The following is a 15,543-nucleotide window of genomic DNA, read 5'->3' as shown; positions in this document are numbered from 1 at the left end:
GCAGCAGGGGGGACGCCGGATTCCGGTGTCAGCGCGTGGGCGCCTGAGAGGCGTCGCGGCGGGCGCGGGCGCCATCGCGATGGGAGTCCTCGCCGTGAGCGGCGCGGGATTCCCGCTGCACGAGCTCGACTCCGTCGCCGGCAGCGTCTGGGTTGCCTCCTCCGGACCCGGACAGCTGGCGCTGGTCGACGGGCCCACCGGCGAGGTCGCGGTCCAGCTCGCGGTCGCAGTCCCCGGCGACGACCTCGTCGCCGCGCAGAGCGGTGCGACCGGCTACGTCGTGAACCGGACCAGGGGCTCCGTCCTGCGGGTCGAGTCGGGCACGTGGGAGCCGGGGCGTCCGAGGACCGCGGTCGCGGGAGCCACGGCCGGCCTCGACGTCGTGGTCTCGTCGACGGCGGTCTACGCCGTGGACAGCGAGCAGGGGCTCGTCGTCGAGCTGGACCTGGAGACCCTCGCGCCGCGTGGCCCCGCGCGATCACTGTCCGGAGGCCTCGGCCCGAGCGCACCGGTGGTCGACGACCGCGGAGACCTGTGGCTGCTCGAGGCCCGCCGCGGCGACCTCCTCCACGTCGGCGGCGCCGTGCAGCTGGCGGCCCGCTCCGCGGCAGACCCGCGCACCGGCCGGCTGGTCAGCGCCGACGGTCGACCCGTCGTCATCGACCCCGGGGCGGGGACCGCCGTCCAGTACGACGACGAGGGCCGGCCGGGACCCGAGGCGTGCGTGGACGTCAGTCCCACGGACGACGCCGTGCGCTTCGCGGGCGGGACGGACCGCGACGAGGTCTACACGGTCTCCGGCACCGACGCCGTGCTGCGCGTGACCGACCTCAGCACCGGGACGTGCGACACGGTCGTGTCCAGCATCGCGACGCCAGGCTCGGACCTCGGCACCCCGGTCGAGCTCGACGGGCGGCTGTTCGTCCCCGACTTCTCGACCGGCCAGGTCGTCGTCGTCGACCTGGACACCCGCCGCGTCCTCGTCACGACCGACCCGCTCATCGGCGTCGGCACCGCGTTCGACCTCACCGCCAAGGACGGGTTCGTCTTCTACAACGACACCGCGAGCGAGAAGGCCGGCGTGCTCGACCTCGACGGCACGGTCCGCAGCGTCTCGAAGTACGACCCCGAGCAACCTGCCCTCGGGCTCGAGGCACCCGAACAGCCCGAGCCGCCCGTCACCGAGCCGACCGGCCCGGCCGACGAGCCGACGCCGCCCACGCAGCCGTCGGACCCCGTCACCACCGCTCCGGCCACGCCGGACGCACGCCCGTCGACGGCCCCGAGCGCACCACCCGCGCCGGCCCAGCCGGACCCCGAGCCGACGCGCCCGGCGGCGAGCGAGCTGCGGGTCGTGCTCGCCGGGGACGGCACCGGGACCGTGCAGGTGAGCGCGGGGGGCGCCTGCCCGCCCGCGTGCACGTTCTCGCTCTCGGCGGGCACCGCGAGCAGCCTGGAAGCCGTCGCCGGGCCCGGCAGCACGTTCGCGGGCTGGAGCAACGTCGCCTGCTCGGCGCCGGTGTGCGCCCTGACACTGGGGCCGGGCGGCACGACGATCGACCCGCCCGGGGTGAACACCGTGACGGCGACCTTCGTCGCGAACCCGCCGCCCGAACCCGGCCTCCAGCTGGCTCCCGCCACCGTGGATCTCAGTGCCTCCAACGACGTGCTGCTGACCGTCGTCAACGGCACGGGCGCCGAGACGTGGAGCGCGACGACCGGCGTCGACTGGCTCACCGTCACCTCGGGCGGCGCCTTCGCCGGTGACGGGACGGCGCACGTCTCCGTCGCGTACGCGGGCGGGGCCCAGGCGCGCTCGCCGAACGGGACGACGGGCTCGGCGGCGACAGTCTCGCTCTTCGCCGCGGACGGCCACCTCGTGCAGACGCTCCCCGTGGCGGTGACGTCCGACGGTGCACCCGTGCTCTCGGGCGCGCACTGCGAGGCGTCGCCCGGGTCGTCGAACTGGAACATCGCGATCCAGGCCGACGACCCCCCGAACCAGTCGATCTCCGTGACCATCCACCTCACGCCGGTCGGGCCCGGGACCGCCCGTGACGTGCCTTTCCCACAGAACGCCTTGTCGGCGCTCGTGTTCCTCGACGGGGTCTACGACGTCGCGTTCACGGTGACGGACACCGCCAGCGGCATGGTCAGCCCCAACCCACCGGGGCTGAACTGCGGCGCAGCACCGTAGTCCTGGCGGTCAGTCGACCGGCTTCCTGCCTCCGCCCACGCGATCGCTCAGGAGCAGGTACGCGGCGCCGCCGACGACCGTGCGGCGGTCGCCGAGGGTCTGCGTCACGTGCAGGAGCGCGGCGTCACCCTCGAGCTCGGCGGCGATGCGCACGACGGAGGCGTGGCGGGGACGGACGTACACCTCCGCGTCGCGCGAGACCGTCGTGAGCTCGCCGCCCCTGCGGGCCTTGCCGAACCGGTCGATGAACCCGTAGTTGACGACCCGTCCAGGCTCCTTGATGCCCTCCAGCGACACCCCGAAATTCGTGAGCACCTGCGGGTCGAGCTCGTCGAGGGTGCCTTCCTGGATCGCGACCCAGAACGCCATCTCCTCCTCGCCGGGGTTGTGGACCTCGACCAGCCCGTCGAACATGCGGCGCTTGAGCCGACGCACGATGTTGAGGTTCAGCTGGGCGACGTGGCGGTCCGTGACCACGTTGAACGCCGCCCCCGGGGGCAGCGGGTCCTGGGCGTGGTAGCTCTCCACGAGGAGGCAGACGTGCCCGCCGTTGACGAACGACGGCAGCCACGTGTTCGGACACTGGACCTCGCTCGACTGGCCGGCGGTCAGCGTGACCGTGGTGTTGCCGATCGGGTTCGCCGTCGTGCGGTCGAAGCCGACGTTGGGGTTGGCCCACATGAAGTTGACGACCGCGTCCGTGGCGGTCGTGCTCCCGTTGTTGGTCACCCGCGCCCAGACGTACGCCGGCTCACCCTCGGTGGCCATCCCGGGCGGACCGTTCGGGTCGGGACCAGGGACGACCCAGATGTCCATCGACAGGTACCAGACCGGGACACCGTCGCGCACCTCGAGCTGAATCGCCATGCCCATCGCCCCCAGAGACTGCTCCCGATCGCGTCCACGACGTTCCTCCGTCGCACGCGAGGGTGTCAAGGCACACCGGGGCCGCCGCCCGTGCGGACGACGGCCCCGGTACGTGCTGGTCAGCGACGCGCCTCGATCACCAGGTTGAACTGGGTCGTCGCCGCGACCCGAGCGGTGCCGAAGCCCGCCTCCGCGAACAGCTCGAGCAGACGCGCACCGCCCGCCTGGGCGCCCAGGGCGGCTCCCCCGGACTGCGAGAGGCTGCCCGGCACGCACATCGTGGCGCTCGCCGCGTACCAGCTCAGACCGAGCGGGTGGAGGTTGTCCTCCAGCCGGTCGCCTGCGGCCGGCTCGACGACGAGCAGCACGCCCTCGTCCGACAGCGCGGCGCGGGCGTGCCGCAGCGCGCCGAGCGGGTCACCCATGTCGTGGAGGGCGTCGAACATGCAGATCACGTCGTACGTGCCCGCGTACCCGTCCGCGGCGGCCTCCGCGAACGCGACACGGGAGGTCGCCCCCGCCCGCTGTGCCGCGGCCGTCGCCCGACGGATCGACTCCCCGTGGTTGTCCACCCCGAGGAACGTCGACGCCGGGAACGCCTCGGCCATCAGCAGGGTCGCGGAGCCGAGGCCGCAGCCGACGTCGAGCACCCGCGCACCGGCGGTCAGCCGGTCGGTCAGGCCGTCGACGGCCGGGATCCACGTGTTCACGAGAGACCCGGCGTAGAGCGGCCGGAAGAACCGCTCGACCCCGCTGAACAGGCGGTCGTCGTGCTCGTGCCAGCCGACGCCCTCGCCGGTCGTGTAGGCGTGGGCGAGCCGGTCCACGCTCGCCCACACCGCCGCGGTGATCTCGAAGGCCCCGACGAGGGCCGCCGGGCTGTCGTCGTCCGCGAGGACAGCGGCGTGCTCGGCGGGCAGCGTGAACCTCTGCGTGGCCGCGTCGTACGTCACGTAACCGGCGGCGGCCTGGGCCGAGATCCACTCCCGCACGTACCGCTCCGCGAGCCCGGAGCGTTCGGCGAGCTCGGCGCTGGTCACGGGTCCGACGGACGCCAGGGTCCGCCAGAGGCCGAGCCGGTCGCCCAGGTAGGTCAGGACGCCGTTGCTCGCGATCGCGTGGTTGTCGGCGACCTGCCCGGCGAACGCCAGGACTCGGTCCAGGTCGAGCTCCGCGCCCGCGAGCACCTGGTCGTTCTCGGTCTGCTGGTCGATGGTCATGGGGTGTCCTCTCGTCGTCCGACGGCTCCGTGCCGCCTCGTAGACGACGATGGCCGGGGCCGCTGGCACAGCGCTGGCACGGTGCTGGCTCAGATCGAGACCGTCCGGCACAGTGGCCACCGGGACCGGGACGGGAGGAGACCAGGTGGCGAGCGGACTGCGTGTCGAGCTCCTCGGCCCCCTGCGCCTCCTCGTCGACGGTGTCCCGGTCGACGTCCCCGGCAGCCGGCGCCGGACCGTCCTCGCGGTGCTGGCGATGGCCCAGGGCCGGGAGGTCAGCCGCACCGCGATCGTCGACGAGCTGTGGCCCGACGACCCGCCGCGGGACGCGACGCAGGCAGTGCAGAGCCACGTGTCCCGGCTGCGACGCCACCTCGGTCCGTACGCGGACCGGCTGCGCCACGTCGATGGCGGCTACGTGCTCGAGCTCCCCGACGGTGGGCTCGACGTGGCCGACGCCCGGCGGCTCGCCGACGGTGCCGCCTCCGACGCCCTGCAGCTCTGGCGCGGCGACGCGCTCGACGAGTTCGTCGACTGCCCGGGCCTGGCGGTCGAGAAGGTCGCGCTCGACGAGCTCCGCCTGCGCCTGGGCGACGACGCGCTCGAGGCCGCGATCGCCGCTGGGGCGAGCCGGTCCGCCGATGCCGCCTCCGCCGCCGCGGCCAGCCCGATGCGGGAGCGCACGGTCATCCTGCTCATGCGGTCGTACGCCGTGGAGGGCCGGACCGCGGAGGCGATGCACACGGCCGCGGCGTACCGGCGACGGCTCGCCGAGGAGACGGGCCTGGACCCGTCGCCGGCCCTCGGCACCTGGGAACGCCTCGTGGCTGCCGGTTCCCTGGCGCCCAGCCGGGTGCGCACGACGTCCACGGTCCGCACGCCGGCAGGGCCGTTGGTCGGCCGCGACCAGGACCTGGCGGAGCTGCTGCGGCTCCTGGACACCCAGCCGGTGCTCACGGTCACGGGCCCGGGAGGCGTCGGCAAGACGCGGCTCACGCTGCAGGCGGCGGCCGAGCACAGCGAGCGCACCGGCGCCGAGAGCGTCGCGGTGCGGCTCGCGACCGTCACGGACGGGGACCGGGTGCCCGAGGCGGTCGCCGCCGCGCTGGGGCTGCGGCTCGTCGGGGACGCGGCACCGGAGACGGTCGCCAGGATGCTGACCGGTCGCGCCGCGCTGCTGGTGCTCGACAACTGTGAGCACGTGGTGGACGCGGTGCGGGACCTCGCCGTCGCGCTGCACGAGGTGGCGCCGACGGTGCGGCTGCTGACGACGTCCCGCGTGACGCTCCACGTGCCGGGCGAGTTCGTGGTCCGGCTGCAGCCGCTGCCCCTGCCCCGCGACGGGGACCTGGCCCGACTGGGGCACCAGCCCAGCGTGCAGGCCTTCGTCGAGCACGCCCGGCTGCGCGGACGGGACTTCACGCCCACGCCCGGCGACTCGGCCGTGCTCTTCGACGTCGTGCGCCGCCTCGACGGCCTCCCGCTGGCGATCGAGCTCGCGGCCGGTCAGCTGGGAGCCGTGCCGCTCTCCGCGCTGCACGAGCGGCTCGGGCGGGCCCTGGACGCACTCTCGGCCCGGCGACCCACCTCCGACGCCCGGCACGAGACGCTGCGCGCGACCATCGACTGGTCGTACCGCCTCCTGGACCCGGCGGACCGCGCCGTGCTGCGCAGCCTGGCGCCGTTCCCCGCGGGCGTCGACCTGGAGACCTTCGAGCGGCTGTCCACCGAGGCGGCGCCGGCGTCCGACCCGCTCACCGTGCTGGCCCGGCTCGTCGACCACTCGCTGGTCGACGCAGCCCAGGAGGAGCAGCCCCGCTATCGGCTGCTGGAGACCATCCGGACGTTCCTGCTGGACGATCTCGACGCGCGCGGCGAGCGCACGGAGGCCGAGACCAGGTTCCTGCGCTGGGCGTCGCAGACCGCCGCCGAGATCAGCACGGCCGTCCGTGGCGAGGCGGAGGCTGCGGCGGACCACCGCCTCCGCGCCGAGCTCGCCAACCTGCGCGTGGCCCGCGACCTGTCGCGTGGGCGCGGTGACGTGGAGCTGCGGATCGACCTCACGCTCGCCCTCGACGACGCCGCCACCTGGCGCGACCAGACCGAGCTCTGGGCGTGGGCGGTCGAGCTCGAGAACGATCCGCTGCTGCGTGGCAACCCGCGGGAGAACGCGGTCCGCGCGTCGGCCGCCGAGGCGTCCTGGCTGCTCGGCGACCTGGTCAGCGCCGCGCGGCTGGCCCGCGACGCGATCGAGGCGGCGGGCGACACGCCCGGTGTGGTGAGCGCCTGGAGCGCGTCCGCGGCCGTCGCCCTCTTTCGCGGAGACCACCACCGGGCTGCCCAGCACTGGGCCGCCGCCGCTGCCCGGTCGCCGCTGCCGTCACCGTATCTCGCGTCCGGCGCCCTGGCCCTGGCCTACGCCGGCGACGCGTCCGGCGCGGACGCGCTGCTGGGCGACGCCACCCGTGCGCTGGCCCTCGGGCCGAGCCCGTCGCACCGCGCCTGGCTCCAGTACGTCGCCGGCGAGCTCACCGCCGCGAGCGATCCCGGTGCCGCGGTCGGGAGCTACGCCGCGGCGGTCGACGTCGCTCGGAGCTGTGGTGCCGGGTTCATCGAGGGCGTCGCCGCGGTCGGGCTGGCCGCCGCTCGAGCGGCCCTGGGGGACGTGCGCGCAGCGGCCGAGGACTACGTCGGGCTGCTGCGCTACTGGTCGGCGGCCGGGAACCTGACCCAGCTCTGGACGACGGCGCGCGACGCGGCAGCGCTGCTGGACGCGCACGGAGCGTCGCGGGTCGCCGGCCTCCTGCTCCTGGCCGCAGGGTCGGCCGACGCGGCGTCCGCGCTCGTCGGGGACGCTGCGCAGCGAGCGGACGACATCCTCGGCCGGCTCGGCCCCGACGAGACCGCCGCGCTCAGCACCCGGGTTCGGACGATGACCGCCGCCGAGGTCGTCGAGGTGGCCGTCGACGCACTGCGGTCAGAGCTAGGCGGCCCGTCCGTACCCTGAGCGGCGCCCTGTGCCGGACCCGCCGACCGTCGCGCCGTCCGGGACGACCTGGTCGGCCGTCACCGTCGCACGCGGCTCGATCGAGACCCGCTCGCCGACGCGCGCTCCGGTGCCCACGCGTGCACCGGAGCCCACCCGCGTCCCGGCTCCGAGGTGGACGTTGCTCCCGACGACCGCACGCGCCCCGACCACGACGTCGACGTCGACCCAGCTGCCCGGTCCGACCCGTGCACCGTCGTGGACCACCGCACCCGCCTCGACGTAGGAGGTCTCGGCCAGCCACGCGCCCTCGTGCGCGTGCGCGGCCGGCGAGACCAGCCCGCCTCCGTGCGGGTGCCGCAGGTAGCGCACCACCGCACCGTTGTCGTCCTCGAACTCCACCAGGCCCTTGATCCGCCGCGACATGCCTCTCCTCCGTCGATGTTCCTGCCTGACATAACGGCGTTGCGTCCCCGGACGTTTCCCTGGACCGCTCAGCCCGCGGCGAACACGCTTTGACAGACTGCGCGGCATGATCGAACGGGTGCTGCCGGCGGGCGTCGAGGCGGCCGAGCACGCCGGTCCCCCGGTGCCGGCTCCCCTGCACCCGTCCGAGGAGGCCGCGGTCGTGGACGCGATGCCCGCCCGCCGCGCCGAGTACGCCGCCGTCCGCGAGTGCGCCCGCACCGCCCTGCGTCGGCTCGGCCTGGCGGACGCCGCCGTCCCTGCCGGACCCGACCGAGCGCCGGTGTGGCCCCCGGGCATCGTCGGGAGCATGACGCACGTCGACGGGTACCGCGCGGCTGCGGTCGGGCGCGCCGACACCTGGGCGGGGATCGGGATCGACGCCGAGGTGCGCGCCCCGCTGCCGCCCGAGGTCGCGTCGCTGGTGATGAGTGACGACGAACGCTCGGCGCTCGCCCGCACGGACCCGGCGCTCTGCCTGGACCGGGTGCTGTTCTCGGCCAAGGAGTCGGTCTACAAGGTCTGGTACCCCGTGACGCGGTCGTGGCTCGGTTTCGAGGACGTCGACGTCCGCCTCGGTGACGGCACGTTCACGGCACGGATCGGCCGGACCGGGCTCAGGACCGACGTGCTGCACGGCCGGTGGGCGGTCGGCGACGGCCTGGTGGTCACGGCGATCGCACTGGCTCGGGCCTGAGCAGCTGGGTGCAGCTGCGCGGCTCCTGGACGACCCCCTTGACGCCTCACCTGATCGGGTGCATGCTCTGCGTAGGCGGTTAATCGATTTAGCAGTTCTCACGAGGGAGTGAGGTGTGACATGGCGCGGGTGCGGATCTCCGACGTCGCCGCTGCGGCGGGTGTCTCCACCGCCACCGTCTCGCTGGTGCTCAACAACCGCACCGCCCGGATCTCCGACGCGACGCGCGACCGGGTCCGGCAGGCGGCCACCGAGGTGGGATACACGCCCAACTCCGTGGCGCGGGGCCTGCGGACGCAGCGCAGCCACACGATCGGCCTGATCTCCGACCGGATCGCGACCACCCCCTTCGCGGGCCGCATGCTGGCGGGCGCCCAGGACGTCGCCCGCGAGCACGGCCACCTCGTCTTCCTCGTCGACACCGATGCGGACGAGACGGTGGAGCGCGAGGCGATCCGCGCCCTGGCCGACCAGCAGGTCGACGCCATGATCTACGCCTGCATGTGGCACCGGGTGGTCGACGCCCCGGCCTCGCTCCCCCGCGGCACCGTGTTCCTCGACTGCCGCCCGGCGGGTGGTGGCTTCCCCGCTGTCGTGCCCGACGACCGCGCCGGCGGGGTCTCGGCGGTGCGCGCGCTCGTCGCCGCGGGGCACCGCCGGATCGCCTACCTGGACGTGGACGAGCCGCACCCGCCCGTCGCCTCCGACCTGCGGCACCGGGGATACCTCGAGGTGCTCTCCGAGGCCGGCATCGACCCGGACCCGGCGCTGCACGTCCGTGGCGACACCTCGTCCGCCGGCGGACGCGCGGCCACGGACCGGCTGCTCGACCTGCCGGAGGACCGTCGGCCCACGGCGTTGTTCTGCTTCAACGACCGCATGGCCGCCGGGGCGTACGTCGCGGCCCACCGTCGCGGCCTGCGGATCCCCCAGGACCTCTCGATCGTCGGGTACGACGACCAGCAGCTCGTCGCCGCGGAGCTCGACCCCCCGCTGACCACCGTCGCGCTGCCGCACTACGAGATGGGCCGGTGGGCGATGGAGGTCGCCCTCGGCATCAGGACGCCAGACGACCCCGGCGCCCCACACCTCATGCCCTGCCCGATCGTCGATCGGGACTCGGTGGGTCCGCCGCCGGCCACAGCTGCGAGCGACAGCCGGCGACGGACCTGACACGCAATCCCCAGCGGCCACCGTCGGTGGCCGTGGAGCGGTGACCCGACATGCCGGTCGGGCACCAGGAAAGGAACCCCCGATGAAGCGCAGGTCCCTTGTCACGATCGTATCGGTGTCGGCGGCGTCAGCCCTGGCACTCTCCGCCTGCGGACAGGCAGGTCAGGGAGACGGCGGGTCCGGTGACGGACCCCAGGAGCTCACCATGTGGACGCACTCGGCGGGCAACCCGGCCGAGCTGGAGGTCTACAGCAAGATCATCGATGAGTTCAACGCGTCGCAGGACCAGTACACGGTGGTCGAGGAGTCCTTCCCCCAGGGCGCCTACAACGACGCGATCGTCGCGGCGGCGGCCGCCGGCGACCTGCCGTGCCTGCTCGACATGGACGGCCCGATCGTCCCCAACTGGGCGTGGGCGGAGTACATCCAGCCGCTCGGCCTGCCCACGAGCATCACGGACAACCTGCTCCCGACGGCCGTCGGGACGTACCAGGACGAGATCTACGCGGCCGGGTACTGGGACGCGGCGCTCTCGATCTTCGCCCGCAAGTCGGTGCTCGACGCCAACGGCATCCGCATCCCCACCATCGACGACCCGTGGACGATCGACGAGTTCGACGCGGCGCTGACCACGCTGAAGGCCGCCGGCTACGACACGCCCCTGGACATCGGCGCCGAGGACAAGGGCGAGTGGTGGTCGTACGCCTACTCCCCGATGCTGCAGAGCGCGGGCGGCGACCTCATCGACCGCGACACCATGCTCACCGCCGACGGCGCGCTCAACGGTCCCGAGGCGGTCACGTTCTTCACGTGGTTCCAGGATGCCTTCGCCAACGGCTGGGCCAGCAACTCCGGCACGATCGGCAACCAGGAGTTCAACGACGACGTGGTCGCGCTGAGCTACACCGGCGTCTGGAACGCCATGGACTCCCTCGAGGCCGCCGGCGACGACCTGCTGATCCTCCCTCCGCCGGACTTCGGCGACGGCCCGAAGATCGGTGGCGGGTCGTGGCAGTGGGGCATCTCCTCGACGTGCGACGCGGCCGAGGGTGCGCGCGAGTACCTGGAGTTCAGCTTCCAGGACAAGTACATCGCCGAGTTCAGCGACAAGCAGGTGGTCATCCCCGCGACCGCGGCTGCCGAGGAGCTCTCCGCCAACTTCGGTGAGGGCGACCCGCTGCGCCCGTTCGTCGAGCTCTCCCAGGCCTACGCGCTCGCCCGTCCCGCCACCCCGGCGTACCCCGTCATCTCGAGCACCTTCGAGAAGGCGGCCAAGGACATCATGAGCGGCGCCGACGTGCAGTCGACCCTCGACGGGGCGGTCCAGGAGATCGACACCAACATCAAGTCCAACGACGGCTACGGCTTCTGAGCCGTCCTGACCGGCGGGGGCAGCACCGCTGCTGCCCCCGCCCGATCGGACACTGCCATGACCTCTTCCACCACGTCCGTCGCGCCTCCGCGACCGCCGGACGCCCCCGTGCGGCGGCGTCGGACCTCAGCCGGGGCGCGCGGTGAACGCCGCTCCGGGCTCGCGATGGCCGCACCCGCGGCCGTCCTGCTCGGCTTGTTCCTCATCGTCCCCGTGCTGCTGGCGTTCGCACTGTCGTTCACCAACGCGCGGCTCATCTCACCCAACCCGCCCCGGTTCGTCGGGCTCGACAACTTCGTCCGGGCGTTCACGCAGGACCCGGTCTTCCTGCGGTCGGTCCTCAACACGTTCCTGTTCGCGATCGTCGTCGTCCCGGTGCAGGCCGGTCTGGGCCTGCTCCTCGCGGTGCTGGTCAACCAGAAGCTGCGCGGCGTCACGTTCTTCCGGATCGTCTACTTCATCCCGGTGGTCACGTCGATCGTCGTGGTGTCGATCCTCTGGAAGTTCATGTACCAGCCGACCGGACTGATCAACTCGTTCATCGACACGGTGACGTTCGGGGCGCTGCAGGGCGCCGACTGGCTGAACAACCCCCGCACCGCGCTGCCGGCGATCATCGTGCTGTCCATCTGGCAGGCCGTCGGCTTCCACATGCTCATCTGGCTCTCGGGGCTGCAGACCATCCCCGACGAGCTCTACGAGGCCGCGCGCATGGACGGCGCGGACGCCTGGGCGCAGTTCAAGAACGTCACCTGGCCGGGTCTGCGCTCGACCATGATCTTCGTCCTGGTCACCATCACCATCGCGGCCCTCGGACTGTTCGTGCAGATCGACGTGATGACGCAGGGCGGTCCGCAGGACTCGACGACGACGATCGTCTACCACGCCGTCCGCAAGGGGTACCGGGAGCAGGAGACCGGCTACGGCGCCGCGATCTCGCTCATCTTCTTCGTCCTGGTGCTCGTGATCGCCCTCGTCCAGCGCTTCGTCACCCGAGAGAAGGACTGAGCCATGACCGCCGCCACCGTCACCCGGCTCGACAGGTCGGAGCACCAGCAGCGCCGCCGGCGCCGCATCTTCTCCTACGTCGCCTTGGCCGTCTTCGCCGTCATCTTCCTCTTCCCGCTCGTGTTCATGTTCGTGTCCAGCCTCAAGCCGGACGCGCAGATCCTGACCGACGCCCGCTCCCTGGACGCGTTCCTGCCCGTGGGTGACATCAGCCTGAACAACTACCGGGACGTGTTCGACCGGGTCCCGGTCGCCCGGTTCATGCTCAACTCCGTGCTGATCACCACGCTGATCGTGGTGCTCGGGCTCGTGGTGAACAGCATGTGCGGGTTCGCGCTGTCGCGGCTGGAGTGGAAGGGCCGCGGGGCGGTGCTCGCCGTCGTCATCGCGACGCTCATCGTGCCCTTCGAGACGATCGCGATCCCGATGGTCTACTGGGTGTCCAAGCTGCCGACCCTGGTGTTCGAGGGTGCCGTGCCGAAGTACGACTTCGGCTGGCTGAACACCTACCAGGTGCAGATCATCCCGTTCATCGCGAACGCGTTCTCGATCTTCCTGTTCACCCAGTACTTCTCGACGATCCCGAAGTCCCTCGACGAGGCCGCGCGGATCGACGGTGCCGGCTGGTTCACGATCTACCGCAAGATCGTCGTCCCCCTGGCGGGCCCCGCGTTCGCGACGGTCGCGATCCTCACGTTCCTGCCCGCCTGGAACTCCTACCTGTGGCCGCTCATGGTCGTGCAGGAGGAGAGCCTGCGCCCCGTCATGGTCGGGATGCAGTACTTCTTCCAGCTGAACCCGGCCTGGGGCGAGGTGATGGCCTACACGACCCTCATCACGCTGCCCGTGCTCATCGTGTTCCTCTCGTTCCAGCGAGCCTTCGTCAGCAGCGTCGCCGCCAGCGGCGTCAAGGGCTGACCCCTCTCACCCCCGCCGGTCACGGCGTGAAAGGCAGACATGTTCACCCTTCCCGAGTCCTGGGTGTGGGACTTCTGGCTCGCTGACGACGGCGACCAGTACCACCTCTTCTTCCTCTACGCGTCGCGCGCGCTGCACGAGCCGGACCGGCGGCACTACCGGGCTTCCATCGGGCACGCGGTGTCGTCGGACCTGCAGGACTGGACGCGGGTCACCGACGCCCTCGTCCGCAGCGACGCACCGGCGTTCGACGACCTGGCCACGTGGACCGGCTCGGTGGTGCGCCATCCCGACGGCACCTGGTTCCTCTTCTACACGGGCTCGACGCTCACTCCCGTGGGCAACCAGCAGACGATCGGGTACGCCACCTCGGACGACCTCATGACCTGGACCAAGTCGCCGACCAACCCGGTGCTGCGAGCCGACGGCGACTGGTACGAGGTGCTGGCCGACGGCCAGTGGCACGACGAGGCGTTCCGCGACCCGTGGGTGTTCCCCGACCCGGACGGCGACGGCTGGCACATGCTGATCACCGCCCGGGCGCGCTCGGGTCCCGCCGACGACCGCGGTGTCGTCGGCCACGCCTGGTCCCCGGACCTGCGCTCCTGGGAGCTCCGGCCGCCGCTGACCGAGCCCGGGCAGGGGTTCGGTCAGCTCGAGGTCATGCAGGTCGAGATCGTCGACGGCGCCCCGGTGCTGCTGTTCTCGTGCCTGGCGACGGACATGTCCGCTGCCGGGGTCGCCACGGGTTCGACCGGCGGCGTCTGGGCGACACCGGCGGCGAGCCTGCTGGGTCCGTTCGACGTCGCCGACGCCCACCAGGCGACGGACGACACCCTGTACAGCGGCCGCCTGGTACGGCGCCGTTTCGACGACCGGTGGGTGCTGCTCGCGTTCCATCACACCGGTCCCGAGGGGGGCTTCGTCGGCGGTGTGAGCGACCCCGTGCCGGTGCACTGGGACGGCCGGCGGATGGACGTTTCGGACCCCGCGAGGCAGCTCGGCTGACGGGCCGGACGGGGACGCGGCGCGGGGGTCGGCTACCGGACGGTAACCCTCCGCGCCGCGGGCCTCGTCAAGAGGGCTGGGCAGGCTTCTGACCTGCAGGTTCATCGGGTGCTGTCCGCGGGCTGGACGGATGGCCCCGCGAGCCTCACACTTGCGCCTGCCCCTCTGATGGTCCGGCCGCCGATGGCCGGGAAAGGACCCCCGGCCGTGCTGCGCACCGTCACCTCGCACCTGTCCTTGGACGTGCGCAACCCGCTCGAGATCCTCCTCTCCGTCGCCGTCGCGGACGGGGCCTACGACCGCTCCGAGATCCTGTCGGTGCGCCACGAGGACGGCCCCCTGGACGTCGCCGAGATCAAGATGCCGCACGGGGGTCGTATGCACCGCGTGCTGTCCCCCGCGGGCCGTCTGGTCGTCGACTACCAGGCCACCATCACCGGCCAGAGCGACCTGCCGACCGTCGAGGACGTCGACCTCGTCGAGTACCGCCGGCCCAGCCGCTACGCCGACTCGGACCGACTCCTGGCGTTCGCCCGGGACCAGTTCCGCGGCATCGAGGGCCCCGAGCTGCTCGACGCCGTCGTCGCCTGGGTCACCGGCCACGTCACCTACCTGTCGGGCTCGAGCCTGCCCACCGACGGCGCCACGGACACCCTCCTCAAGCGCCGCGGCGTGTGTCGCGACTTCGCGCACCTCGTCGTCGCGCTGCTGCGGGCCAAGGACGTCCCGGCTCGCCTGGCGTCCGTGTACGCGCCCGGGCTCAAGCCGATGGACTTCCACGCGGTCGCCGAGGCGTACGTCGACGGCGCCTGGCACGTGGTCGACGCGACCCGGCTGGCTCCGCGCGAGTCGCTGGTCCGGATCGCCACGGGTCGCGACGCCACCGACACGGCGTTCCTGTCCTACTACGGCGGCCAGCTCTCCATCCGGGCCATGACGGTCACCGCGGCCGTGCACACGGTGCCCGCTGCGATCCCGGCTGACGACGGCACGGGACTCGTCGCGCTGCGCTGACGGAACGGCTAGATCGTCAGCCCGACGAACGAGCCGACGGCGTACGTCACCGCCATCGCCACCGATCCGCCGAGCACGTTGCGCACGACCGCCCGGCGCGGCTCGGCATCGCTGAAGCGCGCCGCCACGAGGCCGGTCACGACCAGCGCGGCGACGACCGCAGCGAACGTGGCCGGCACCCGGGCGCCGCCCCACGGAGCCAGCACCACGAGCAGCGGCACCACCCCACCGACGAGGAACGCGCCGAACGAGGCGACCGCCGCGTGCCACGGGTTGGTGAACTCATGGGTGTCGGCGACGACGAGGGTCGGCAGGACACGCCCTCGCCGCACCGCCGACCGCTCGGCGTCGCGCTGGCTGCTCACCGACACGTACTCCCCTGCGGCCATCGACAGCGCCCCCGCCACGAGCGCGGCGATGCCTGCGACGGCGATGGTGCCGACCGCGGTGGCCGCGCCCGCGACCCCGAGCACGGTCGCCGCGACCGAGACGATGCCGTCGTTGGCGCCGAGCACTCCGGCGCGCAGCCAGTTCAGGCTGCGCAGCGTCGGAACGGGACGGAGGTCGTCCGTGGGGCGGCGTGTGGGCAGGACGGTCATACCTCCACCGTAGGCACCC

The 15,543-nt window shown here is 72.8% G+C and carries 13 protein-coding genes; 9 read left to right on the top strand and 4 right to left on the bottom strand.

Going from position 1 to position 15,543, the window contains the following annotated elements; translation table 11 throughout:
- Positions 1-94 precede the first annotated feature (94 nt).
- Positions 95-2,197 carry a hypothetical protein gene (locus J2X26_RS09085; protein WP_307491604.1) on the top strand — a complete coding sequence of 701 codons (2,103 nt, stop codon included), beginning with the start codon at positions 95-97 and terminating at the stop codon, positions 2,195-2,197.
- A gap of 9 nt (positions 2,198-2,206) precedes the next feature.
- On the opposite strand, the gene J2X26_RS09080 is transcribed toward J2X26_RS09085, so the two are convergent.
- On the bottom strand, positions 2,207-3,064 hold the full coding sequence (locus J2X26_RS09080; protein ID WP_307491602.1) for a hypothetical protein: 858 nt from the start codon (positions 3,062-3,064) through the stop codon (positions 2,207-2,209).
- Positions 3,065-3,183: 119 nt separating this feature from the next.
- The gene (locus J2X26_RS09075) at positions 3,184-4,284 is read right to left on the bottom strand and encodes a class I SAM-dependent methyltransferase (protein ID WP_307491601.1); all 1,101 of its coding nucleotides are present in this window, start codon (positions 4,282-4,284) and stop codon (positions 3,184-3,186) included.
- A 145-nt stretch (positions 4,285-4,429) separates the two neighbouring features.
- Here J2X26_RS09075 and J2X26_RS09070 point away from each other — a divergent pair, with 145 nt between their 5' ends.
- On the top strand, positions 4,430-7,291 hold the full coding sequence (locus J2X26_RS09070; protein WP_307491599.1) for a BTAD domain-containing putative transcriptional regulator: 2,862 nt from the start codon (positions 4,430-4,432) through the stop codon (positions 7,289-7,291).
- Here J2X26_RS09070 and J2X26_RS09065 read toward each other — a convergent pair.
- On the bottom strand, positions 7,268-7,696 hold the full coding sequence (locus J2X26_RS09065; protein WP_307491597.1) for a transferase: 429 nt from the start codon (positions 7,694-7,696) through the stop codon (positions 7,268-7,270). The two genes, J2X26_RS09070 and J2X26_RS09065, sit on opposite strands and share 24 nt — an antisense overlap.
- 106 nt (positions 7,697-7,802) lie before the next feature.
- On the opposite strand from J2X26_RS09065, the gene J2X26_RS09060 reads away from it, so the two are divergent.
- The 7 genes from J2X26_RS09060 (at position 7,803) to J2X26_RS09030 (ending at position 14,925) form a co-directional block, all read left to right on the top strand.
- Complete coding sequence (locus tag J2X26_RS09060; RefSeq protein WP_307491595.1) at positions 7,803-8,432, top strand: 4'-phosphopantetheinyl transferase family protein; 630 nt, start codon at positions 7,803-7,805, stop codon at positions 8,430-8,432.
- A gap of 120 nt (positions 8,433-8,552) precedes the next feature.
- Positions 8,553-9,605, top strand: coding sequence for a LacI family DNA-binding transcriptional regulator (locus J2X26_RS09055; protein WP_307491593.1), 1,053 nt, complete (start codon positions 8,553-8,555; stop codon positions 9,603-9,605).
- 205 nt (positions 9,606-9,810) lie between these two features.
- A complete protein-coding gene (locus tag J2X26_RS09050; RefSeq protein ID WP_307491591.1) occupies positions 9,811-10,977 on the top strand; it encodes a sugar ABC transporter substrate-binding protein in 1,167 nt (388 codons plus the stop codon).
- Positions 10,978-11,034: 57 nt separating this feature from the next.
- Positions 11,035-11,985: a carbohydrate ABC transporter permease gene (locus tag J2X26_RS09045; RefSeq protein ID WP_307491590.1), complete on the top strand. Its 951-nt coding sequence runs from the start codon at positions 11,035-11,037 to the stop codon at positions 11,983-11,985.
- A gap of 3 nt (positions 11,986-11,988) precedes the next feature.
- Positions 11,989-12,903: a carbohydrate ABC transporter permease gene (locus tag J2X26_RS09040; protein WP_307491588.1), complete on the top strand. Its 915-nt coding sequence runs from the start codon at positions 11,989-11,991 to the stop codon at positions 12,901-12,903.
- A gap of 39 nt (positions 12,904-12,942) precedes the next feature.
- The gene (locus J2X26_RS09035; protein WP_307491586.1) at positions 12,943-13,911 is read left to right on the top strand and encodes a glycosyl hydrolase family 32; all 969 of its coding nucleotides are present in this window, start codon (positions 12,943-12,945) and stop codon (positions 13,909-13,911) included.
- A gap of 207 nt (positions 13,912-14,118) precedes the next feature.
- Complete coding sequence (locus J2X26_RS09030; RefSeq protein ID WP_307491585.1) at positions 14,119-14,925, top strand: transglutaminase-like domain-containing protein; 807 nt, start codon at positions 14,119-14,121, stop codon at positions 14,923-14,925.
- A gap of 8 nt (positions 14,926-14,933) precedes the next feature.
- On the opposite strand, the gene J2X26_RS09025 is transcribed toward J2X26_RS09030, so the two are convergent.
- Complete coding sequence (locus tag J2X26_RS09025; RefSeq protein WP_307491583.1) at positions 14,934-15,524, bottom strand: VIT1/CCC1 transporter family protein; 591 nt, start codon at positions 15,522-15,524, stop codon at positions 14,934-14,936.
- Positions 15,525-15,543: the final 19 nt, after the last annotated feature.

Origin of the sequence: Cellulomonas humilata, assembly GCF_030814415.1 — a bacterium.
Taxonomy (GTDB): Bacteria; Actinomycetota; Actinomycetes; order Actinomycetales; family Cellulomonadaceae; genus Cellulomonas; species Cellulomonas humilata_A.
This window is presented reverse-complemented; position numbering and strand designations above follow the sequence as displayed.